The sequence below is a fragment of the Corynebacterium sp. HMSC056F09 genome, from assembly GCF_001815785.1.
In the GTDB taxonomy this organism is placed as follows: Bacteria; Actinomycetota; Actinomycetes; order Mycobacteriales; family Mycobacteriaceae; genus Corynebacterium; species Corynebacterium hiratae.
In genome coordinates this window covers 123,945-145,207 of sequence record NZ_KV821945.1, presented here as the reverse complement: position 1 = coordinate 145,207, position 21,263 = coordinate 123,945, and the positions used below count along the sequence as shown (strand labels likewise).

19 protein-coding genes are annotated in these 21,263 nt (G+C 60.3%); 14 read left to right on the top strand and 5 right to left on the bottom strand.

Translation table 11 applies throughout. The annotated features are described in order from the left end of the window. Positions 1 to 41: 41 nt before the first annotated feature. Positions 42 to 860, bottom strand: a complete 819-nt coding sequence (locus HMPREF3056_RS13770) for a hypothetical protein (RefSeq protein ID WP_371441528.1) — start codon at positions 858 to 860, stop codon at positions 42 to 44. After that, positions 761 to 2,707, bottom strand: coding sequence for a CRISPR-associated helicase Cas3' (gene cas3, locus HMPREF3056_RS08810; RefSeq protein WP_246822497.1), 1,947 nt, complete (start codon positions 2,705 to 2,707; stop codon positions 761 to 763). The genes HMPREF3056_RS13770 and cas3 overlap by 100 nt, the downstream gene beginning before the upstream one ends. A gap of 303 nt (positions 2,708 to 3,010) precedes the next feature. Here cas3 and HMPREF3056_RS13765 point away from each other — a divergent pair, with 303 nt between their 5' ends. Next, the gene (locus HMPREF3056_RS13765; RefSeq protein WP_246822496.1) at positions 3,011 to 4,126 is read left to right on the top strand and encodes a GIY-YIG nuclease family protein; all 1,116 of its coding nucleotides are present in this window, start codon (positions 3,011 to 3,013) and stop codon (positions 4,124 to 4,126) included. On the opposite strand, the gene HMPREF3056_RS08795 is transcribed toward HMPREF3056_RS13765, so the two are convergent. Further along, positions 4,123 to 5,757 (bottom strand): multicopper oxidase family protein, encoded by a 1,635-nt coding sequence (locus HMPREF3056_RS08795; RefSeq protein WP_070754585.1) that lies wholly within the window; start codon positions 5,755 to 5,757, stop codon positions 4,123 to 4,125. The genes HMPREF3056_RS13765 and HMPREF3056_RS08795 overlap by 4 nt on opposite strands. A gap of 70 nt (positions 5,758 to 5,827) precedes the next feature. Here HMPREF3056_RS08795 and HMPREF3056_RS08790 point away from each other — a divergent pair, with 70 nt between their 5' ends. From HMPREF3056_RS08790 to HMPREF3056_RS08735, 12 genes are all read left to right on the top strand, one after another. Next, on the top strand, positions 5,828 to 7,087 hold the full coding sequence (locus tag HMPREF3056_RS08790) for an MFS transporter (RefSeq protein ID WP_070681825.1): 1,260 nt from the start codon (positions 5,828 to 5,830) through the stop codon (positions 7,085 to 7,087). 65 nt (positions 7,088 to 7,152) lie between these two features. Continuing rightward, positions 7,153 to 8,616 (top strand): bifunctional UDP-N-acetylglucosamine diphosphorylase/glucosamine-1-phosphate N-acetyltransferase GlmU, encoded by a 1,464-nt coding sequence (glmU, locus tag HMPREF3056_RS08785; RefSeq protein WP_049154281.1) that lies wholly within the window; start codon positions 7,153 to 7,155, stop codon positions 8,614 to 8,616. Between the two features lie 24 nt (positions 8,617 to 8,640). Further along, a complete protein-coding gene (locus HMPREF3056_RS08780; protein WP_070754576.1) occupies positions 8,641 to 9,615 on the top strand; it encodes a ribose-phosphate diphosphokinase in 975 nt (324 codons plus the stop codon). Positions 9,616 to 9,824: 209 nt separating this feature from the next. Next, entirely contained in the window at positions 9,825 to 10,481 is a 657-nt protein-coding gene (locus HMPREF3056_RS08775; RefSeq protein ID WP_049154276.1) for a 50S ribosomal protein L25/general stress protein Ctc, read from the top strand. 144 nt (positions 10,482 to 10,625) lie between these two features. After that, entirely contained in the window at positions 10,626 to 11,165 is a 540-nt protein-coding gene (gene pth, locus HMPREF3056_RS08770) for an aminoacyl-tRNA hydrolase (RefSeq protein ID WP_070510332.1), read from the top strand. 5 nt (positions 11,166 to 11,170) lie between these two features. Further along, the gene (locus HMPREF3056_RS08765) at positions 11,171 to 12,049 is read left to right on the top strand and encodes a fumarylacetoacetate hydrolase family protein (RefSeq protein WP_049154273.1); all 879 of its coding nucleotides are present in this window, start codon (positions 11,171 to 11,173) and stop codon (positions 12,047 to 12,049) included. A gap of 96 nt (positions 12,050 to 12,145) precedes the next feature. Continuing rightward, positions 12,146 to 12,601: a PepSY domain-containing protein gene (locus HMPREF3056_RS08760; RefSeq protein ID WP_232745225.1), complete on the top strand. Its 456-nt coding sequence runs from the start codon at positions 12,146 to 12,148 to the stop codon at positions 12,599 to 12,601. 88 nt (positions 12,602 to 12,689) lie between these two features. Beyond that, positions 12,690 to 13,580 (top strand): polyphosphate kinase 2, encoded by an 891-nt coding sequence (ppk2, locus tag HMPREF3056_RS08755; RefSeq protein WP_070754575.1) that lies wholly within the window; start codon positions 12,690 to 12,692, stop codon positions 13,578 to 13,580. 30 nt (positions 13,581 to 13,610) lie between these two features. Then, positions 13,611 to 14,816: a sensor histidine kinase gene (locus HMPREF3056_RS08750; protein ID WP_070681839.1), complete on the top strand. Its 1,206-nt coding sequence runs from the start codon at positions 13,611 to 13,613 to the stop codon at positions 14,814 to 14,816. After that, positions 14,797 to 15,468, top strand: coding sequence for a response regulator (locus HMPREF3056_RS08745; protein WP_070546173.1), 672 nt, complete (start codon positions 14,797 to 14,799; stop codon positions 15,466 to 15,468). The genes HMPREF3056_RS08750 and HMPREF3056_RS08745 overlap by 20 nt, the downstream gene beginning before the upstream one ends. An 86-nt stretch (positions 15,469 to 15,554) precedes the next feature. Continuing rightward, a complete protein-coding gene (locus HMPREF3056_RS08740) occupies positions 15,555 to 16,298 on the top strand; it encodes an ATP-binding cassette domain-containing protein (RefSeq protein WP_049154265.1) in 744 nt (247 codons plus the stop codon). Positions 16,299 to 16,485: 187 nt separating this feature from the next. Next, positions 16,486 to 17,823 (top strand): ABC-2 family transporter permease, encoded by a 1,338-nt coding sequence (locus tag HMPREF3056_RS08735; RefSeq protein WP_246822495.1) that lies wholly within the window; start codon positions 16,486 to 16,488, stop codon positions 17,821 to 17,823. 177 nt (positions 17,824 to 18,000) lie between these two features. Here HMPREF3056_RS08735 and HMPREF3056_RS08730 read toward each other — a convergent pair whose 3' ends face one another. Continuing rightward, positions 18,001 to 19,455, bottom strand: coding sequence for a glyceraldehyde-3-phosphate dehydrogenase (locus HMPREF3056_RS08730; protein ID WP_049154261.1), 1,455 nt, complete (start codon positions 19,453 to 19,455; stop codon positions 18,001 to 18,003). Positions 19,456 to 19,519: 64 nt separating this feature from the next. Then, complete coding sequence (locus tag HMPREF3056_RS08725) at positions 19,520 to 20,503, bottom strand: nitronate monooxygenase (RefSeq protein ID WP_070754574.1); 984 nt, start codon at positions 20,501 to 20,503, stop codon at positions 19,520 to 19,522. A gap of 38 nt (positions 20,504 to 20,541) precedes the next feature. Between HMPREF3056_RS08725 and pth (HMPREF3056_RS08720) the strand changes: the two genes are divergently transcribed. Next, the gene (gene pth / locus HMPREF3056_RS08720; RefSeq protein ID WP_049154256.1) at positions 20,542 to 21,222 is read left to right on the top strand and encodes an aminoacyl-tRNA hydrolase; all 681 of its coding nucleotides are present in this window, start codon (positions 20,542 to 20,544) and stop codon (positions 21,220 to 21,222) included. Positions 21,223 to 21,263: the final 41 nt, after the last annotated feature.

Below are 21,263 nucleotides of genomic sequence, written 5' to 3'. Positions count from 1 at the left end.
CTGAGAGGAGGTGCCCTCAGAGTACAAAGGTCGACGGACATTCACTTTCTCCCGTCGCTAAGAATTTCGATTCCCAGCTTGGAGGAATAGGTCACGGTAAAGCGGCCAAGTTGGGCGGTGTCAGATTCGTCCAGCGGCAACGCCAGTTGTCCCCTCAACAGGAAATGAGAACGCCATTGTGCCGGCGTAGCTTCTTCCAAAGTGCTGATAACCGCCTCGAAATCAGATTCCCACCTCGTCATACGTGTTGGGAGACGAACCGTGCTCGAAGCCAAATGGAACGCGACATCGTAGGACAACTCGGCTCCATCGAGTGCTTCTTCCTCTAGTCCCCACGGTTGATACCCGTACTCAGTACTCCTAATAGGAATGACTTCCACCGACGGTTCGGCGTCTCGGACTTGAGCAGCACCGCGTTCATCTCCCGATGTTGCGTCATCACTGATGAGTTGCGAAAACAGCGCATCATAGCTGGTTCGTCGCCGAGGGCTAGGCAGTCGAAAAGTCGACGATTTCGAGTGCGCGCTATCCTCATCAAACAGGTACTGCTCCCGAGCCTTCTCCCACGCCCCTTCCCACTCCACCGGTGGAGTGAAGTTCTTGTCATAGGCTGCTCGGACAAGTCCTTCAATGTCGTCGGGGCGTCGAAAGACTTCTGGAAGCGTCGCGTAGGTCGATAGAAGCAGGGTTTGGCCGTAGATAAACTCAGCTCCCGAATCAAACTCGGGAACTGTCTCGCGCTCGAGAATTCCTCGAATCATCACCCGTGGCTGTTGCAGCTTGTCCGGCCGATCAGTGGCTGGACGCGCATGGCGATGCAAACGTCCGATGCGCTGAATAATGAGATCCATCGGGGCGATATCCGTGACAAGAATATCAGCATCAAGTCGCCGAGACTTTGCTCGGCGACTTGGGTTGCGACCACTATTTTTCGCCACGGACGCCCATCTCCCCGGTGAGAATCAGGTCCGAGCTCCTCGCGCAGTGCATCTTCCTTCGCTACGCGCTCCCACGCAACGAAACCAGCATGGTGTAGCTGGACATCACTGCCATAAGCATCTTCCAACACTCGGTATGCCTCTTGTGCGCGGGCAATCGTATTGCAAATAATGAGCGCGCAGCCGCCTTTGTCGAGGTATTGCTCCGCAAATGTAACGAGCTTTTCCACATCATCGTCTAGGTACTCGATGCGCGCTTCTAAGTTCGTCGGCATTGGCGGCACCGAGTGAAACTCCACGGAATCCCGTGTTGCGAGTGTTAGCAGTGGATACCCAATAGGGTCCTCATCCGGCCAGGAAGCACAGGAGTATGCCTGCACCAGTGACCGTCGCTTGTCTGGCGGAAGCGTCGCTGACATGAGAATGACGCTGGCACCGTAGTAGCCGAGCCACTCGATGGTTCGTTGGAGGTAGTCACTGGTGTAAACATCAAAGGAGTGCACCTCATCGAAGATGATGACTTTTCCCGCCAGCCCCACGTGCCACAGCATGTGGAAGCGCTGCTGTAACGCCATCATCAGAACTTGGTCCACGGTGCCCACAACAAAATTGGACAGCAGCCCCAATCGACGTCCAGACATCCATTGGGACGCAATAACTCCGCCGCCTTCCCCAGAGTCTTTGCCGATTTGTGAGAATTTCAGCTGTCTGTACGGCTCCGAGAGCGCGTTTTTGGAGTGAGCAAGGTACATGCTCCTCACCGAGTCAATGCTGTTGTTCGAGGCCCATTCGATTGTGCGCTCCAACAACCCATTGGCTGTTGCCATTGTCGGCGCCGCGAAGAAGATCCCTTGTGCTCCGCTGCCAGCACCTAGGATCTCCGCGGTGGCCAGGGCCGCCTCAGTCTTTCCAACTCCAGTTTCGGCCTCAATAACAACAAGCATTGGTCCCTTCAACTGTTGCACTGCTTCTACGACAGCACGCTGCACCGGCCGAGCGCGGTACTCCTCTGGCCAGTCAAACGACCGCCTAAAGTGAGCGTCGATATCCTGCCAATCCCCTTTTTCAGGCTCCCAAGGCATCGTTACGTCGATGGCTGCAGTAGCTGCGTCAACTCGTTCCAGCTGCGTTCCACTCACGTACAGAGTGAACGCACTTTCATTGGAAGCCACCCAGTCCGCCATCACCACGAGCCCAGTAAGGATTTCCGCAGCGCCCTGATGCAGCTTTCTACCCCGACTGACGTTCTCAAGTACTGAATCAGCACCGCAAAGCTCCGTCATCGCGTCAAGTAGCTCTTTATGTACGTTCTTCCACGGCTCGGGATAATCCTCAATAAGGGCGCGCACCTGTGTAGAAGGCTTATTCGCAATGCCGTGATGGGCGTTAACCACTGCCGCCAATGCGTTAGCTTTTGGGAGGCGAACACCTCGCGCGCATAACCATTGCGAGAGGATTTCACCCGATACAACGCCATGCGGAAGCTTGTCGAAGTTTGCCTCATCAACACTGAGCTCGATATTTAAACCTGCATCTGAGACAGCATGAACGAGATGCACTTTATCACTTTCCAGGAGTAGGCGCTGGAACGTGCGTATTGCTTTTCCCACATCGTGGACTCCCGCAAGCCACACATATAGCGCCTCAACCCCAGACTCATCGACCCCCAGCTCTTCTGAAAGATAGCGCTTCACAGAAGCAGCCAACCAGGAGTTATACAAGAAAGAGGCGGCGCATGCCGAGTCCACCATATGCTGCGGCAGCGTCAAGAAATCTGTGCCATCACCGGATTTCGCCCACAAACTTTGAGCTTGCGGACTACGCTCGCGCGCCCAGCCATCTGCCCTACGGCAAAAATCACGTGTCCGGTCTGGAATCAAACTCGCGGTTGCCCACTGCCCAGTGCTTTTTTCATACTTTCACCCTTCAAGAGAAGCAGATAACAATCAGCATACCAGAGCTCTAACATTGACAAGTTATAACTTCTCGGAAGATTGTGAATTGTTAATGCACATGTAGGCTTCATAGCGGAGCTTTTACCTTCCCTGCGCTGCTGGGATGAGCCCTTGTCGATGTTTAACACCATCTCTTCCCCGCGTCAGCGGGGCTTTCTTTTATCTGGAACACCCAATCCCCAGACGCTGGGCCCACGCATCGTCTACGTTGTCATCATGGCCTCTCCCCTTGACTTCAAGCGCTTGGAGCTTGACTCCAACACGCCCATCGGCCCCATCTTCCCCGCCAATGAGCGATGTGGAATCTACGTCATCGAGTTCGACGATGGCACCAAGTACGTGGGCCAATCCATCGACGTCGTCAAGCGGTTCAGAGACCACACGCATGGCTCCAATCATCATGAATCCTGGGGCGATGTTGTAGCACTATCATTTGCGCCCGCACCCCCTTTGGAGCTGGATATCCTTGAAAAGCAAATAATCCAGAGCCAACTCGCTGCCGGAGTCTTACTCAGAAATCGGAGCGGAGTACTGGCCTCCGAAGGCCCCAGCCCGCTGGATTTAGTCGTAACCGTCACCGAACAAAAGCACTGGGTTCTTGGGGATTGGGAACCCTCACCGTCTGACCGCGCAAGTTTTGTCCGAGCCGCCGAACAATCGGGGCCAACAAAGCTGGAAAAGAACGCAACTCCCGAGGTCGCCCAAGCAGTAACCAAGGACATCGCCTTCGCCCTCGAGCACATCATCCCTATTTCGCCAGAAACAGAGAAAACGTACTGGACGTTGTCGGACTATCCTTCGACCGCAGGGGGCCGCTACGCCACTCTCAACACAGGGATACTCGAGTTTCTCGTGTTTCCACGAAACAATATTCTCGATCACATCCCGGATTTAGAACCAGCATTCCGCGACAGCTTTGCCCTGGGCACAGGATTCTTCAACCTGCTCCCCAGTGAAGACATCGATTGGGACGCAGAACCTGACGCCATCTGGATCAGCAACTCGCCCTGTCATTTAGTCATGCGCCATGAATACGAAGTGACCTCGACCGAAGCGTTCTACTACCCCATCGGCCAGCTCGAGGAAACCTTCAACGCCCTAGCACCAGAAGTAATCTCTGATGCTCGCAAATTCGCGGTCACCTTGATGCGCAACCGCCCGTCCAACCTCTTCCGCCGCTGGCACAGCTCGGCGCTGGCGGGCCGTGCCTACGAGAAAATCGTGAACGGTTAAGCCTTCACCTCCGGCGTCGCATAGGGGCTGCGGGAGGAGTCCACCACCTGGCCCGCGTGTGCGGAGTGGGCGGTGGCGGTTTGGTCGAAGACTAAGGCCGCGGGTTTGACGCGCACGTCGGGCTTTTCACCCTTGTTGACCATGACGTACTGCCCCATCATTCCCTCGTCCTCATGCAGCAGCATGTGGCAGTGGTACATGTACGGGATGGTCTTATCCGGGAAGTGACCAAACTCCACCAGCAGGCGTGCGGTGACCTTCGGCGGAAGGTTGACAATGTCTTTCCAGCCGGAGTTGAACACATCCATCTTCTCGTCGCCGTCCCACTCCAGAACCTTGAAGCGGGCGTTGTGGATGTGGAAGTTGTGGGGCCAGTCAGAGTTCTCATTGGTCACGGTCCAGATTTCCGGGGCGTCGTGCTCGATGACGGTATCCACACGTGCCATGTCCATCTGCTCACCGTTGATCATGAAGGTGTTGAGCACGAACTCGCGCTCTTCAAGCCCCTCCGTGGACGGGGTCTCCGCCGCGGCGGGGTCAAGGGTTGCCGGCAGGGCGGGTGGTTCCGAGGCGTTCTCCGCCGGCCCGGAAATAGTGAGCAGATCGAAGGAATCCTGGAAGCCAAAGTCGGCCGCATCCTTGTCTTTGGGCACCCCAAAGTTATCCTTACGCGGCACCGAGCGCAGCTGGACCTCCTTGCCGGGCTCCAAGTCCACGATGATTTCGGCGCGCTCGCCGGGGCCGAGGAAGAGGGAGTCGACTTCCACGGGGGCGTCGAGAAGCCCCGTGTCCGTGGCGATGACATGGAAGGGACCGTTGCTGAGATCCAGTGTGTAAAAGCGCATGGAGGCGCCGTTGAGCAGGCGCAGGCGGACCCGGCGCGTGGTGGCGTCGAAGCGCGCATTGGTGATGCCGTTGACCAGAGGCGTGGTGCCCAGAAGGCCCAGAGTGTTATCGCTCTTTTCATCAATCTGGCCGTCATCGGTGAACTTGGCATCCATGATGACTACCGGGATGTCGTCCACGCCGTAGTCCTGTGGCAGGTCCAGATCATCGGACACGTCATCATCGATGAGGAACATACCCGCCAACCCGCGGTAGGCATGCGTGGCCGTGGCCATGTGCGGGTGCGGGTGGTACCACAGCGTGGCCGCGGGCTGGATGATCTCCCACTCGGGCTTCCAGGTCTTGCCCACCTCAATCGGCGAGTGCGGGCCGCCATCCGAATAGGCCGGAAGCTTCATGCCGTGCCAGTGCACCGTGGTCATCTCTATGAGGTCGTTGGCGATCTCCGCGCGGACTTTCTCGCCCCGCCGAGCCCGCAGAGTGGGGCCCAAGAAGGCGCCGTTGAAGCCCCACGTCCGCGTGCGGTCGTTGCCGGGGAGGATCTCCGAGTAGCCGTCCTGGGCGGTGAGTTTGAATACGCGCGTGCCGTCGACGACCTCCCCTTCCTCCACGGGCGGGATGGGCAGGGCACGCGGCTCGCCGTCGTAGCCCAGCGGCTCCGGTTGATTCTTCGACCCCGAAGTGGAGCAGGCGCTCAACCCCATCACGGCGGCACCGGCAACAGTCAGCACGGAACCCTGGACAAAAATACGGCGGGATACTGTAGGGCGAGCGGAGATAGACATGCCTCCCAGGATAGAGATCAGGTGAACCTTAGACCCCGGATTGGAGCGAGCCGGGCTTAAGATCACAGTCATGGCTTCGCGTTCAGCATCTCCCCACGGCTCCTCACCGTCCGAAGAGTCCGCCAATGCCCGCCGCTTCGTCTGGTCGAATGGCCTGCAGGGAGTGGGCGATCAATTGCTCTCCGGAAAGACGGTCCTACCCTGGCTGTTTAGCGTGGCCGGGGTGCCGGGCTTCTTCACGGGCCTACTGGTCCCCTTGCGCGAGTCCGGCTCCATGCTCCCGCAGGCGGCGCTGACCCCGTGGGTGGTGTCCCATCCAGCACGCAAACGCCTGTGGGTGCTGGGCTCGGTGGGCCAGGGTCTGTGCGCGGCGATCATCGCGGCGGCTGCGGTGCTTGTCGACGGCCCCCTCCTCGGCCTCATCGTCTGCCTCGCCCTGGCAGCTCTCGCCGTGCTGCGCGCGCTGTGTTCGCTGACCGGCAAAGACGTGCAGGGCCGCACCATCTCCAAGGGCCACCGCGGAGTAGTGACCGGCCGGGCCACGCAGCTCGGCGGCGCGGTCACCTTGATTACCGGTGGCATCCTCGCCGTGCTGGGCGAGCTCCCGCGCTGGGGTTTGGCGGCGTTGCTGGCCATCGGTGCGGCCACGTGGTTCTTGGCGGCAGCAGTCTTCCGCACCATCGAGGAGCCGGTGCCGGATGACGCCGGTCAGAAAGGCCTGAACCGCAGCTGGTGGACGGACACCTGGAAGCTATACACCCAGGATTCCCGCTTCCGCAGCTTCGTCAACGTTCGTGCCCTGCTTTTGGTGTCTGCCCTGTCCACCTCCTTTATCGTGGTGCTTTCGCAGAGCATCGGTTCGCAGGCTTTGAGCGGGCTCGGCGGCTTCGTCTTGGCCTCGGGCTTGGCCAGCCTCGTGGGTGGCCGTGTATCCGGCGTGCTCTCGGATAAGTCCTCCCGCTTGGTCATGTCCTGGGGTGCGGGTGCCGCAGCGATCATCCTGCTGGGCATCGTCGCGTGTGCCGCGTGGGCGCCGGCAGCGGTAAGCATGTGGGCATTGCCTCTCGGTTTCTTCCTGGTCAACCTGGCGCACACTGCCATTCGCGTGGCGCGCAAGACCTATGTGGTGGACATGGCTGGCGAAGACAAGCGCACCCGCTACGTCGGGGCTGCAAACACCATGATGGGTGTCATTCTCCTCGTGATTGGCGGCATCTCCGCCGTGATCGCGCTGGCTGGTCCCTCGGCAGCCATTCTGTTCTTGGCCTGCATCGGTCTGCTCGGCGCCTGGCGTGCCCGGGCACTTCCGGAGGTCTCACGCGAAAAATAGAACGCAGGCGTTATGATGAAAAAAGTAAGTCCTGACATCCCCAATCACAGGAGAAGCACACACTCGTGGCTGAAGTAACGAACTGCGCCGCCATCGTCCTTGCCGCAGGCGCAGGTACCCGCATGAAATCCTCAACCCAAAAGACGTTGCATGAGATTGGCGGGAGGTCACTTCTCGGCCACGCCCTCCACGCAGCCGCTGGCTTGAACCCGGAGCACCTCGTGGTCGTCGTGGGCCACCAGCGCGACCAGGTCTCCCCTGCCGTCGATGCCATCTCCGAGGAGCTGGACTGCGAGGTCTCCCAGGCCGTCCAGGAAGAGCAGAACGGTACCGGTCACGCCGTCCAGTGCGGCCTGAGTGCGTTGCCTGACTTCGACGGCACCGTCATCGTGACCAACGGTGACGTTCCGCTTCTGCGCCCGGAGACACTGCGCCAGCTGCACGAGACCCACACCGGCCAAGGCAACGCCGTGACCGTGCTGTCCATGACCCTGGAGGATCCCACCGGTTACGGCCGCGTGCTGCGCGCCGAGGATGGATCGGTCACCGCCATCGTGGAGCAAAAGGATGCCTCCGAGGAGCAGCGCGCGGTGCGCGAGGTCAACTCCGGCGTTTTTGCTTTCGATGGAGCCGTGCTTCGCGACGCCTTGACGAAGCTCAACTCCGACAACGCCCAGGGCGAGCTTTACATCACCGATGTGCTGGAGATCGCCCGCGAGGGAGGCCACCGCGTCGGCGCGCACGTTGCTGTCGATCCGGAGGAGCTCTCCGGTGTGAATGACCGCGTGCAGTTGGCCGCGGCCGGTCGCATTCTCAACCGCCGTGTGGTCGAGGAAGCCATGCGCGGCGGCGCCACCATCGTCGATCCCGATACCACTTGGATCGGCGTCAACGTGACCATTGGCCAGGACGTTGTCATTCACCCCAATACCCAGCTGTGGGGTGCGACAACCATCGCCGATGGTGCTGAGGTGGGCCCCGACACCACCCTGACCAATATGCAGGTGGGCGCTGGCGCCAGCGTGGTGCGCACACACGGCTTCGACTCCGTCATCGGCACCAACGCTCAGGTGGGCCCGTTTACCTACATCCGCCCGGGCGTCATCGTGGGTGAAGAGGGCAAGCTGGGCGGCTTCGTCGAGGCGAAGAAGGCGCAGATTGGCCGCGGCACCAAGGTGCCGCACCTGACCTACATCGGCGATGCCACCGTGGGTGATTACTCGAATATCGGTGCCTCTTCCGTCTTCGTCAACTACGACGGCGTCAACAAGCACCACACCACCATCGGCAGCCACGTGCGCACCGGATCGGACACCATGTTCATCGCCCCCGTCACCGTCGGTGATGGCGCCTACTCCGGTGCGGGTACAGTAATTAAGGACGACGTTCCCCCGGGAGCGCTCGCGGTCTCCGGCGGCAAGCAGCGCAACATCGAAGGTTGGGTGCAAAAGAAGCGTCCGGGCACGCCGGCAGCGGAAGCCGCCGACAAGGCACAGGACGCCCAGGCTGACGATCAGACCACTAACTAACGACAAGTAAAGGGATATCTACTGATGACTGGCAAGGTTACCGGCAGCAGCAAGAACATGATGCTCTTCACCGGGCGCGCTCACCCGGCGTTGGCTGAGGCTGTGGCCAAGGAGCTCAAGACCGATCTGGTTCCGACCACCGCCCGCGATTTCGCCAACGGTGAGATCTTCATTCGCTTCGAGGAGTCCGTCCGTGGTGCTGACTGCTTCGTGATGCAGTCCCACACCCAGCCGCTCAACAAGTGGCTGGTAGAGCAGCTCATCATGATTGATGCGCTCAAGCGCGGCTCTGCTAAGCGCATCACCGCCATCCTGCCCTTCTCCCCGTACGCGCGCCAGGACAAGAAGCACCTCGGCCGCGAGCCTATCTCCGCCCGCCTAGTGGCGGACCTGCTCGCCGCTGCCGGTGCCGACCGCATCGTGTCCGTGGATCTGCACACCGACCAGATTCAGGGCTTCTTCGATGGCCCGGTCGACCACATGCACGCCATGCCGATCCTGACCGACTACATCAAGTCCAAGTACCCGATGGACAACTTGGCCGTGGTCTCCCCCGATGCCGGCCGCGTGAAGGTGGCAGAGAAGTGGGCACACGAGTTGGGCGATGCCCCACTCTCCTTCGTCCACAAGACCCGCTCTAACACCGAAGCCAACAAGACGGTGTCCAACCGCGTCGTCGGTGACGTCGAGGGCAAGGACTGCATCCTGCTCGATGACATGATTGACACCGGTGGCACCATCGCGGGCGCGGTCCGCGTACTGGAGGAGGCCGGCGCCAAGTCCGTGGTTATTGCCTGTACCCACGGTGTCTTCTCCGACCCGGCTCGCGAGCGCCTGTCCGAGTGCGGCGCTGTCGAGGTCATCACCACCGATACCCTGCCGCAGTCCACCGAGGGCTGGGACAACCTCACTGTGCTGTCCATCGCCCCGCTGCTGGCTCGCACCATCCACGAGATTTTCGAGAACGGTTCTGTGACCACGCTGTTTGAGACTCACTAGATTTGGTTCTGCGACGACGCTGCTGCTAAAATCTTGTGCGTCTCGGCGAGGGAGAAATCCGTTATCGACGCGATAGCACAAGTTAAGCAGTGAATCTTGTATTAAGCCTGCGATGACTCGTCCAAGACGTCCATCGGCAGGCTTTTGTCGTATCTACACGGTTCTTCATGAGCCCTTGCCGCACAACGATACTTTAAGGAGATTTACTTATGGCTTCTGAGCGCCCCGTATTGAAGGCTGAAGTCCGTTCTGAGTTTGGCAAGGGCTTCGCTCGCCGTCTGCGCGCTGCAGGCAAGATCCCGGGCGTTGTCTACGGCCACGCCGTCGACGTTCTGCACTTCGCCGTTGACCGCCTGGAAATGACCGCACTGGTCCGTAACCACGGCGTCAACGCCGTGTTCGAGCTGGAGCTCGAGGGCGAGCAGCACCTGGTCATGGTCAAGCACGTCGACCAGAACGTCCTGACCTTCAACATCGACCACATCGACCTGCTCTCCATTAAGCGTGGCGAGAAGGTTGAGGTCGAGGTTCCGGTTGTCCTCGAGGGCGAGCCGGCTCCGGGCCTCATGTCCATCCAGGATGCCGACGTCCTCCTGGTCGAGGCAGACGTGCTCAACATTCCGGAGGAGATCGCCGTGTCCATCGAGGGTCTCGAGGATGGCACCGTGGTCACCGCTGGCGACATCACCCTGCCGGAGGGCACCACCCTCGTGGCCGAGGAAGACACCGTCATCGTCTCCATCTCCGAGCCGCAGGTTGATGAGGAGCTCGAGGCTGCCGCTGAGGCTGCCGAGGACGGCGGCGCTGAGGCTGGCGCCGAGTCCGCAGACGAGGGCGCCGCCGAGGAGAAGGCCGACGAGGAGTAAAACTCCCCTCTCCTTATCACTCCTCATTCTCTAGCGCACCGCTGCCTGCATTCTTTCTCACTCCCTCCCCTACATACCGAGGGGGTGAGCGTGCAGGTGGCGGTGCGCTCTTGTGTCTTCACCCCAGCGGCTTAGAATGGCTGCGTGACTTCTTCTCCTTTTCTCGTCGTTGGCCTAGGAAACCCCGGGCCGAAGTACGCCGGAACTCGCCACAACATCGGCTTTGACGTGGCTGATGAACTAGCCCACGAGCTATTCGCTTCCTTTTCCGTTCACAAAAAGACAAACACGGATGTCGCCGAAGCGCGACGTGGCGATACCAAAGTGATCGTCGCCAAGCCGCGCTGCTTCATGAACTTGTCCGGCGGTCCCATCAAGGCACTCGCCCAATACTTCAATGTTCCTCATGATCACATCATCGTGATCCACGATGAATTGGAGCTCGACTTCGCCACCATCAAGCGACGCCTCGGCGGCGGGGACCACGGCCATAACGGCCTGCGCTCCACCACGAAGTCCCTGGGCACCAAGGATTATCAGCGGCTTTCAGTAGGCATCGGCCGCCCGCCCGGCCGTATGGATCCGGCCGCATTCGTGCTCAAGCCGTGGACTAAGCAGGAGGCCCACGAGATTCCCATCATCTGTGCCGATGCCGTCGATGAGATTCTTCGCGCGTTAGACTAGCCGCCATGAAGCTCGCTACTCTCCGCACCAGTTTTGGTACTTGCGCTATCCGCATCGACGGCCCCAACGTGGGCACCGAGCTGGATTATGAGGACGTCGGAGAATTGCTCGCCAGCCCCGATTGGAGCAAGGCCGCGCAGCTGTCCGGCGAGCCTGTGGTTTTCAACGATGCCGACCTAGCCCCCGTCATCCCCCACCCCGGCAAGATTATCTGCGTTGGCGTCAACTACGCCAAGCATGCCCGGGAGATGGGGCGCGAGCTTCCCACACAGCCCACGCTCTTCATCAAGTTTCCGGAGGCCCTGACCGGGCCCTTCGACGACGTTTATGTCCCGGCCTATGCCACGAAGAAGCTGGACTACGAAGGAGAGCTCGCCGTGGTCATGGGACGCCGCGCGCACCGGGTGAGCACGAAAGATGCACTAGATTACGTGGCCGGCTATGCCATCATGAACGACTACACCCTGCGGGATTATCAGCGCGCCACCACGCAGTTCCACGCCGGCAAATCCTTCTACCGCACCGCCGGCTTCGGGCCGTGGTTGACCACGGCTGATGAATGGGCCCCGGGCAAGGCCGCGCGGCTTATGACGACCGTCGACGGCGACGTGCGCCAAGACGACAACACCGATGACCTCATCTTCTCCGTGGCCGAACTCATCGCCTTCTGCTCCTCCCTCTACCCTCTCAATCCGGGCGATGTCATTGCCACCGGCACTCCGGAAGGTGTGGGCTTCGCGCGTGGCGAGGAGGCGCTGCTGGGCGACGGCTCCCGCACCCGCATTAGCATCGAAGGGCTAGGGGCAATTGAGAACACCACGCGCTTCGGTGAGCCCCCTGCTGCCGGTGGCTGCGGCGAAGGCTGCACCTGTCACGGCCGTTAACATTCAGCCATATCCAGGCTCTTCAGCGAGCACGCTCTGATTTCGATACGGTGGGGCACCACATTCCCCCTGATTGACTGAGGAGGATGAGCCTCGATGACTCTTCATTCCCGTTTCACCGCCGCCGGCATCGCACTCTGCGCCAGCACCGCGCTGGTGGGGTGCTCGTCGGATAAGGAGGCCGAGCCCGCCCCGACGCCGACTCCCGCGCCGGTGGAAACCGTGACGGAAACGGCCACAGCGACGGGCACGGATGCTGGCGACGATGACCGTGATGACGACGACGCTCAGCAGCCTGCCGGCACGGCTGGTGCCGGGGCCACCGGCAACGCAGAGGGCTCCGGCATGCTCAGCGGCGATGAAGCTTTTGAGAAAGCCTTAGCCCACGCCGGCGTTGATGCCCAGGCCGTCACAGAAAAGGAAGTCGACTACGACGATGGTGACGATGGCAAGGGCCCGCACTGGGAGATTGAATTCAAGGCCAACGGCCAGGAACACGAGCTCGATGTCGACGCCGCCAGCGGCGCGGTGACGCAACACGAGGTTGACTGATCGCCAGTCTGATCCCCAGCTCCATCCCACGCACATCTCTAACCCCTGCGGTTAGGCATTTCCCCAGCTAAGAGGTAAATTTAAAGGTATGAGTTCACAGTCTAAGAAGTCTGCCACCAAGCCGCCGAAGCTAGACAAGCAAGCCTATGAGGACGAGCTCAAGCGCCTCCAAGCAGAGCTCGTCGAGATGCAGCAGTGGGTCGTTGAGACCGGCGCCCGCGTGGTCATTATCATGGAAGGCCGCGACGCCGCCGGCAAGGGTTCCGCCATCAAGCGCATTACGCAGTACCTTAATCCGCGTACCTGCCGCATCGAAGCTCTGCCCAAGCCGACTGACCGCGAGGCGGGCCAGTGGTACTTCCAGCGCTACATTGAGAAGCTGCCCACCGCCGGTGAGATCGTCATCTTCGACCGCTCCTGGTACAACCGCGCCGGCGTGGAGCGAGTCATGGGCTTTTGCTCCCAGCAGGAGTACGTGCGCTTCCTTCACCAGGCGCCGATGCTGGAACACATGCTCATCGAAGACGGCATTATCCTTCTCAAGTACTGGTTCTCTGTGTCTGATGAGGAACAGCTCGCACGCTTTAAGTCCCGCCGCAATGATCCACTGCGCCGCTGGAAGCTCTCCCCCATGGACCTGCAGTCCATCACCCGCTGGGAGGACTACTCGCGTGCCAAAGACGAGATGTTCGTCCACACGGATACCCCGTCCGCCCCGTGGTACACGGTGGAGTCTGAGGATAAGAAGCGTTCACGCATCAACGTGATAAACCACATCCTCAAGACCGTTCCCTATCAGCACGTGGAGCAGGATGTACCTGAGATCCCGAGCCGCCCCGAGCTCGAAGCCGAGTACGTCCGCCCGCCGCGCAACGATTTTGCCTACGTCCCGGATGTCGCGGCTGACTTGGAGCGTGCCAAGGTCAACGGCGACGGCAAGAAGCAGGGCAAGAAAAAGAAGGACAAAAAGAAGAAGTAGTACTTTCGACATGTACTACCATGGCCGACTATGAGCTCTTCCCGCACCGCGCGTACCTTTCTGTCCTCGGTGCATTTGGGGGACGCGCTACTCGCAGGAGTCGCGGGGCTCGTAGCGGCCTTTTATTGTGCCTTGGCATTTTCCTCCCCCGGAACGGTGGAAGTTTTCGAGGCTCTCTTGTCGCTACTGTTCATACCGCTTTTCTTAGTCTGGCGCTCGAAGCCTGTCGTGAGCGCAACAGGATTCCTAGTTCTGCTCCTGGCCTGGGCTGTCATATGGATGAACCAGCTCCCCACCAATAGCGGCCTCACCCCATGGGCGTTGACCGCCCCCATGGCCGTGTACACCACCTCGCGGTACATCACCCAGAGGCTGATTCCGCGGGTGGTTCTGTTCATCACCGTGATCGGTACCTTTATCTCCCCCTTCATGTGGCGCATCGACACTGAGACCTACCTTCTGCGCTATGAGGTCGACACACCCTTCCTTGCCATGGTGGTGGCTCACTGGGCGGTGCTGGGAAGCACGTATTTCATCGCTGCCCGGTATTTTGACCGTGATCGCCAACGGGAGATACTAGCGCGCGAGCGCTTCCACCAAGCACAAGAAGAAGAACGCCTCCTCATTGCACGGGAACTTCACGATGTCCTTGCCCATTCCCTCACCCTGATTAAGGTTCAGGCTAATGCAGGCATCATTGCAGCGACTGCGGACTCCGGCGCGGCTGAAGAAGCACTTCTTTCGATCCGCGATAATGCGGATACCGCCCTGCGCGAGGTTCGCGGAATCGTCGCTGCCTTGCGCTCACCCCGACCCACGGCTCTGGAGCCTGCTCAACAACTTGAGCACATCGAAGGAATCCTCGAAGGCTTCCGCGCTGCTGGGCTGAAAGTCGACGCAAACCTCCCAGCTGAATACGCCGTGCCGTCGTTGGTGCAGATGGCATTGGTGCGCATTACCACGGAGGGCTTGACGAATGCTCTGCGCCATCAGGGCGTCGGCACGCATGTCGTGGTTGAGCTTGTACTTGATGACGCCGCCGCGCTCACCCTCACCTCCACCAATCCTCATCCCACGCCAAGCAACGTCGCGGGCAGCGGCGTGGGCTTAGTCGGAGTGGCGGAACGAGCTCGTTCGCTTGGCGGTCGCCTCGACTATTCCGGCAATGCTCATTCCTTTTCCTTGCACGCACAGATACCGATGAAGGAGACCAAGGATGCCACACAGCAGATCTAGAATCCGCGTCTTATTGGCCGATGATCAAGCAATGCTGCTCTCAGCGTTGTCTACCATCCTCACTGCGCAAGAAGACATCGAGGTCGCGGCAACCGCTGCCACTGGGGCGGACGCCGTGACAGCAGCACTAAGCCACCACATTGATGTGGCTATCCTCGACATTCGCATGCCCGGCATGGACGGCATCGGAGCGGCTCAAGCCATACTCGAGCGCAAGCCCGAGTGCCGCATCATCATGCTCACCACATTCAATGATGAAGAACTCGTGGCGCGGTCCATCTCCGCTGGCGCCCACGGCTTCCTGCTGAAGGATGCCGACCCAGAGGTTCTTGTGACCGCCGTTCGCAACGTGGCGCAAGGAGAATCGGTGCTGGCCGCCGGGGTAACCGGCCCAGTGCTGGAGGCTTATCGCTCGGCGCTGACGCGCGAAAACCTCAGCGCCCAGGAACGCCAAGGACTCAGTCTTGTAACACGCCGCGAGATGGAAGTGCTTTCGCTCATCGCGCGTGGTGCTACAAATGCGGAGATAGCCGCCGACATGGTCATCGCAGAAACCACGGTGAAAACTCACGTCTCCGCGCTCATGTCTAAACTCGCCGCACGTGACCGAGTGGCCCTCGTTCTCTTAGCGCAGCGTGCTGGGGTTGCCTAAGCTCCTACCACGGTAGGAGGTCTGCTCGCTGAAGACCATCATGCAGGCGGATTCCTTTATGATGAGCCCCGGCGATACTGCATTTTATGAATTGCGATATCTCTTTTGAGCACATCTCGAAGTCTTTTGGTCGGCAACGAGTCCTCGATGATGTTTCCTTCCGCATCTCCCCGGGCCGCGTGCATGCGCTCCTCGGGCGCAACGGGGCAGGAAAATCGACGCTCTTTTCCATCCTCTTAGGTCTCCTGCCGCCTGACTCAGGCTCCATCAACGTGGCGGGCCAACCTTGGAACCGCAATGTGCTTCGCCGCATTGGTGCCTCAGTGAACGGGCCAGCCTTTTATGGCCATCTTTCTGCCTCGGCGAATCTTCGCGTTCACGCTCGACTTCTGGGCCTTCCTGATTCCGAGATTGACCGGGTTCTCTCCATCGCTGGGCTCAACGGCGTTGGCTCCAAGAAGGCGAAATCCTTTTCCACTGGTATGAAGGCCCGCCTGGCGTTAGCGCAAGCTCTCCTCGGCGATCCAGAGGTACTTGTTCTTGATGAGCCCCAGAATGGCCTCGATCCCCAAGGCATCAAGGAATTGCGAGAGCTACTACAACAACTAGCCGCGGCTGGGCACACCGTTATCGTCAGCTCCCACCAACTTGGAGAGGTCCTGCACCTTGCCCATGACATCACCGTCTTGGCCGAGGGCACGATTCGCTATTCCGGTTCCCTGCACGAGCTAGCTCCACGTGGTCAGTTGGAGGAGGAATTCTTCCGACTTACCTCACCTGGCCACCCCTCCCAAGCGCCTACCAACCGGGGAGGAGAGTCACGTGCCTAAGCACACTACTGATCCTCGCCCGAGTTACCTTTCAGCAGAACTACTGCGCAGCCGTGGAAGCACCTTACAGTGGTTGCCTTTACTTGCTCTACCGCTGGTCATCATGACGGTGATCTTTTCATCTATGGCATCGGTGCACAGTGATGCCACAGGCGTCTTGGCTTGGCAATCCTTATTTGTTACCGGCATGTACGCCCCACTTGTTGCGCTATTCGCTGCGGTCCCAGAACACCGTGAGGCCGTTACCCGCAGCGGCGGGACGCAGTGGAGAAACCTCAACCCGCGTCGGGAGAACGCTGTCCGGCTTCTCGGCGTCATTGCCAGCATTGCGCTCTTCCACATGCTGAACTTTGGTGGTTCCTGGCTCGCTGTCGCCATCCAGGGGCGCGAGAACCACGAGCTTATCCTCGTCGCCGGGCTTTATTCTTTCCTTGGTGCACTTGGCATTGCCGGGCTTTCCGCTGCCTGTGCCCGCCGACTGGGCTTCGCCTTTACACTGGTTGCTGCGGCCTTGTGGCAAATGCTCAGCATCCTTCCGAGCACTGTTGAATCAGGCAAGTGGTGGGCCTTTCCCCCAGCATGGCCGCAACGACTGCTTTTACGCGCATTGCGTATTCACCAGAACTCGGTGCCTCTTGAACCACACGACCCACTTCTAAGCAGCAGTCCACTACCGGCTTTCATATTGTGCGTCATCCTCGCCGTGCTCGGAGCATTAGCCGCGGTCTACACACCGCGACGATACCAGCCAATGTTCTCGCTGCGACACCGTTTCACGCGTTCTACAAAAGCCCAGGCTGACGCCGACGTGGCTGATACCACCGTGGAAAAAGCCCAAGTATGGCAGCCTACGAACCACCCACGTGCGGCGGCACAGTCCTCGCTGTGGTCTACGCTGCTAGGACTCCACCGTGCAGCTTTTAGCCCAGCGGTGTTCTCTTGCCTGATGCTCAGCATTCTGGCGCTAGGCTTTGTCGCCCTGCTCTATCCCGCTAACTACGTCGAAGGTTTCTTTTACTTCTTTCTGCTGCCGGTCGGCGCAGGTATTTTGCCTGTCCTCGTATGGCCGCGCATGTCAGATTCGTGGCCGCTGGTGTATATGGAAACACGGTTCGGCACATCCGGAATCCTCATGTGGTTTTTGTCCGTCATCGTGGCGGTTTGCGCTGCCGCATACCTGACCAGTGCACTCGCAGGTGGCGATATCGCTGCCCAGCTTCTGGCTTTCCCCCTGGCGGTTGGGGTGGGCTTTGTCATCGCGGCCGTATCACTCATACTGGTGATTCGCCTCGGCATCGTGAGTGCTATCGCCCTCACAATCGTAGGGACGATCGTCTCCATCACGTTAGGCGGCGATGTCTTGGCAGAAACCGGCCTATGGATCCTTGCCTTCCCCGCCTGGCCTTTGGTTGCGTACTCACCTTTGCGCTATGCCGTCGCTGTGATGTTGGCCGCAGTGCTCGGTGTGGCTGCAACATTGCGCGCACGGCATTTACTCCATACTCGAGCGCTATCTTCCCGCTAAACCGACCAATCTGACGAAAGTCGCCCGGATTTTTCAATCTCAGCCCCTACTTTTGGCAAATCGGGCAGTTGCGTGTTTGAAACATCCTGGCAAAGCTAGGTCGCAAACCAGAGCAGGCCCTCAAAACAGCAACACCGCCCGCGCCATGCAGCGCGGGCGGTGTTCTTGTTCTAGCTCTTAGAGTTCAGAAACATCGACGCGCTTCGGGTATACCACCGGGCGAGCACCGGCGATTTCCTCAACGATGCGGATGACCTGGTTGGAGTAGCCGAACTCGTTGTCGTACCACACGTAGAGCACGAGGTGCTTGCCGGAGGAGATGGTGGCGAGGCCATCGACCACACCAGCGTGGGTAGAGCCCACGAAGTCAGAGGACACAACCTCCGGGGAAGCGATGTAGGAGATCTGCTGGCGCAGGTCGGAGTGCAGGGACACGTTGCGCAGGAAGTCATTGACCTCGTCGCGGTCAGCTTCCTTCTCTAGCTCGAGGTTGAGCACGGCCATGGAAACGTCCGGGGTGGGAACGCGGATGGCGTTGCCGGTGAGCTTGCCCTCAAATTCCGGCAGGGCCTTGGACACGGCCTTGGCTGCACCGGTCTCCGTGAGCACCATGTTCAGGCCAGCTGCGCGGCCGCGGCGGTCACCCTTGTGGAAGTTATCAATGAGGTTCTGGTCATTGGTGAAGGAGTGCGCGGTCTCCACGTGGCCGTGAACCACGCCGTAGCGGTCGTTGATGACCTTGAGCACCGGGGTGATGCCGTTGGTGGTGCAGGATGCGGCGGAAAGGATCTGGTCGGAGTCCTCGATATCGCCGTGGTTGATGCCGTAGACGATGTTCTTCAGATCGCCCTTGCCCGGAGCGGTGAGCAGCACGCGAGCCACACCCTTGGACTGCAGGTGCTGGGACAGGCCCTCGCGGTCACGCCACACACCGGTGTTGTCGACGACGATGGCGTTGTCGATGCCGTACTTGGTGTAGTCAATGTCCGCCGGGTCATTGGCGTAGATCATCTGAATCTTGGTGCCGTTGGCCCAGATGACCTCGTTCTCCTCATCAACAGCGATGGTGCCGTTGAAGGCACCGTGGACGGAGTCGCGGCGCAGGAGGGAGGCACGCTTGAAGATATCCATGTCGCCCTTCTTGCGTACGACGATGGCGCGCAGGCGCACGCCGCCGTAGGCAGCCTCGCGAGCAATGAGGATGCGGGCCAGCAGGCGGCCGATGCGGCCGAAGCCGTAGAGGACAACGTCGGTGGATTCCTTGTCCACACCAGCGCCGACGAGATCCACGAGGGTCTCCTCGAGGTAGTTGCGCAGGTTATCGGAGCCGGACTCCTCGAAGCCGGTGGCCAGACGTCCCAGGTCAATGGAGGCGGTGCCCAGGTTCATCGAGCACAGTTCCTTCACAATCGGCAGGGTCTCTGCGGTGGAAAGCTCGCGCTCAGCAATGCGGCGGGCGTAGCGGTGCGCCTTGATGATGTCGATGTCGGTCACGCCGATGAGCAGGCGGCCGTAGATAGAGGTGACAACGTTATTGTTGCGGTGCAGCTGGTGGATGAGCGGGATCATCTCTTGGGCCAGCTCCAGGCGCTCGTTCCAATCCTCGTGCCCAATGTGCGCGTTCGAAGTCACGTGCTTTGTATCCTTTACTCGTCAAAAAGGGTGTAAAACTCTGTCCATCCGTAAATATTAACCGTTATTCATGCCCGTTTGGGTGTAGTTGAGCGAGGATCTCCGCCACACTACCCCCGCCAAGTTTCATTACATCGACACCTACGAGGCAATAGTCCACGTCCGCGTCAAGCTGGGCGCGACGAGGTTTCAGTAGCGCGTTGAGGTAGGGGTAGACCAAAGGCAGGTCCGGGTGTGCCCGCGTGTAGGCGGTCTCCAGCCCGCGGGCGTAGCGCCCAGAGAACGCGCGGGTGGACACCGTCTGGCCACCGCGACGCAGAAGGCCACGGTTGTGTTCACTCGTTCCCGCCTCCTCGGACAGCAGGAAGGCGGAACCACAGCTGACTGCTTTTACCCCCGGCCAGGCCAGGGCCGTGGCAACATCTTCCGCCGTGCGCAGACCACCCGCGGCAATGAGCGGAAGGTCCGTGACCTGGTGGACCGCCGCGACGAGTTCCTCGAGAGGGCGCTGATCGGGTTCCGCACTCGGGTCCCACACACCACGGTGCCCGCCAGCTTCAGGGCCCTGCACGCACAACACATCGATGCCGCGGGCGGCCGCGGCCTGCGCCTCCTCGGGGCTGGTGACCGTGGTCCACGCCTCTGCCCCAGCGTCATGGATGCGCGCGACCTCGTCCTCGCTAAAGACGCCGAACATCGACCACAGCACCGCTGCCCCACCCTCCAGCGCGGCGTCGAGCTTGTCCTGCCAGCCGAAGTTGAGGGAGACGTCGCCAAGCACGGCGCCCTCTTCGGCGGCGAGGGACTGCGCAGCGGCGAGTTCCGTTTCGGTCAGTGCGCGCTGCGGGTGAAAGATATTGACCCCGAAGCGCGTACCGGCACACGCAGCGATGGCCTCCCGCGCGGCGTCGACGGAGCAGGTTCCCAGCCCCAGCGCGCTGAAGGAACCGGCGGCGTCGGCGGCGGCCACTAGTTCAGGCGTGGTGGGCCCGCCCGCCATCGGAGCAGGTAGGACAGGGCAAGTGATAGTCTCAAGAAGTTGACTCATGGTTACCCAGCCTAAAGAAAACCATCAAGGAAGTAGTTGTGTCTGCCATCCGTGACTTTTTCACCCGCCTCTTTGGCCGCGCCGGCGAAGCACCGAATAAGAAAACACAGAAGGCCGCCGCCTCCGGACTTAACCCCTCGGATTTAAGCGCCGAGTGGCTCATCGTGGGTTTGGGTAATCCCGGCGCGAAATACGCCGCGACCCGCCACAATGTGGGGTACATGGCCGTGGATGATCTCCTCGCCGAATCTGGTGACATGCTCGAGCCTGTCACCGGACACCAACTCAGCGCGGCACAGCTCGAGCTTGGGGGCACGAAGGTCGTAGCGCTGCGCTCACACACCTACATGAACCTCTCTGGCGATCCCATCGCCCCGTTGGCCACGCTGCTGGGCGTTGCGGCAGAGAACATCATCGTCATCCACGATGAGCTCGACCTGCCCGCCGGCAAGGTGCGTATTAAGAAGGGCGGCAACGAAAACGGCCACAACGGCCTTAAGTCACTGAGCGAGCGCTTGGGCACGCGCGATTACCTGCGCGTGCGCATCGGTATCGGGCGCCCACCCAAGGGTGGTTCCATCCCGGATTGGGTGCTCGCGCCTGTCGACGCCAGCGCTGAGCTCGATTCCACCATCGCCACCGCCGCCGAGGCCGCACGTCTCATCGTGGCTGAGGGTCTCAACAAGGCCCAGCAGGAAATCCATTCCCGGACGAAATAACCCCCGGCGCGACCACGCTCAACGTCCTACACTGTCCAAGT

Coding starts and splice junctions, on each gene's coding strand:
- HMPREF3056_RS13765 (WP_246822496.1), top strand. CDS start 3,011: ATGTTTAACACCATCTCTTCCCCGCGTCAGCGGGGCTTTCTTTTATCT.
- HMPREF3056_RS08795 (WP_070754585.1), bottom strand. CDS start 5,757: ATGTCTATCTCCGCTCGCCCTACAGTATCCCGCCGTATTTTTGTCCAG.
- HMPREF3056_RS08790 (WP_070681825.1), top strand. CDS start 5,828: ATGGCTTCGCGTTCAGCATCTCCCCACGGCTCCTCACCGTCCGAAGAG.
- HMPREF3056_RS08780 (WP_070754576.1), top strand. CDS start 8,641: ATGACTGGCAAGGTTACCGGCAGCAGCAAGAACATGATGCTCTTCACC.
- HMPREF3056_RS08775 (WP_049154276.1), top strand. CDS start 9,825: ATGGCTTCTGAGCGCCCCGTATTGAAGGCTGAAGTCCGTTCTGAGTTT.
- HMPREF3056_RS08765 (WP_049154273.1), top strand. CDS start 11,171: ATGAAGCTCGCTACTCTCCGCACCAGTTTTGGTACTTGCGCTATCCGC.
- HMPREF3056_RS08760 (WP_232745225.1), top strand. CDS start 12,146: ATGACTCTTCATTCCCGTTTCACCGCCGCCGGCATCGCACTCTGCGCC.
- ppk2 (WP_070754575.1), top strand. CDS start 12,690: ATGAGTTCACAGTCTAAGAAGTCTGCCACCAAGCCGCCGAAGCTAGAC.
- HMPREF3056_RS08750 (WP_070681839.1), top strand. CDS start 13,611: ATGAGCTCTTCCCGCACCGCGCGTACCTTTCTGTCCTCGGTGCATTTG.
- HMPREF3056_RS08745 (WP_070546173.1), top strand. CDS start 14,797: ATGCCACACAGCAGATCTAGAATCCGCGTCTTATTGGCCGATGATCAA.
- HMPREF3056_RS08740 (WP_049154265.1), top strand. CDS start 15,555: ATGAATTGCGATATCTCTTTTGAGCACATCTCGAAGTCTTTTGGTCGG.
- HMPREF3056_RS08735 (WP_246822495.1), top strand. CDS start 16,486: ATGTACGCCCCACTTGTTGCGCTATTCGCTGCGGTCCCAGAACACCGT.
- HMPREF3056_RS08725 (WP_070754574.1), bottom strand. CDS start 20,503: ATGAGTCAACTTCTTGAGACTATCACTTGCCCTGTCCTACCTGCTCCG.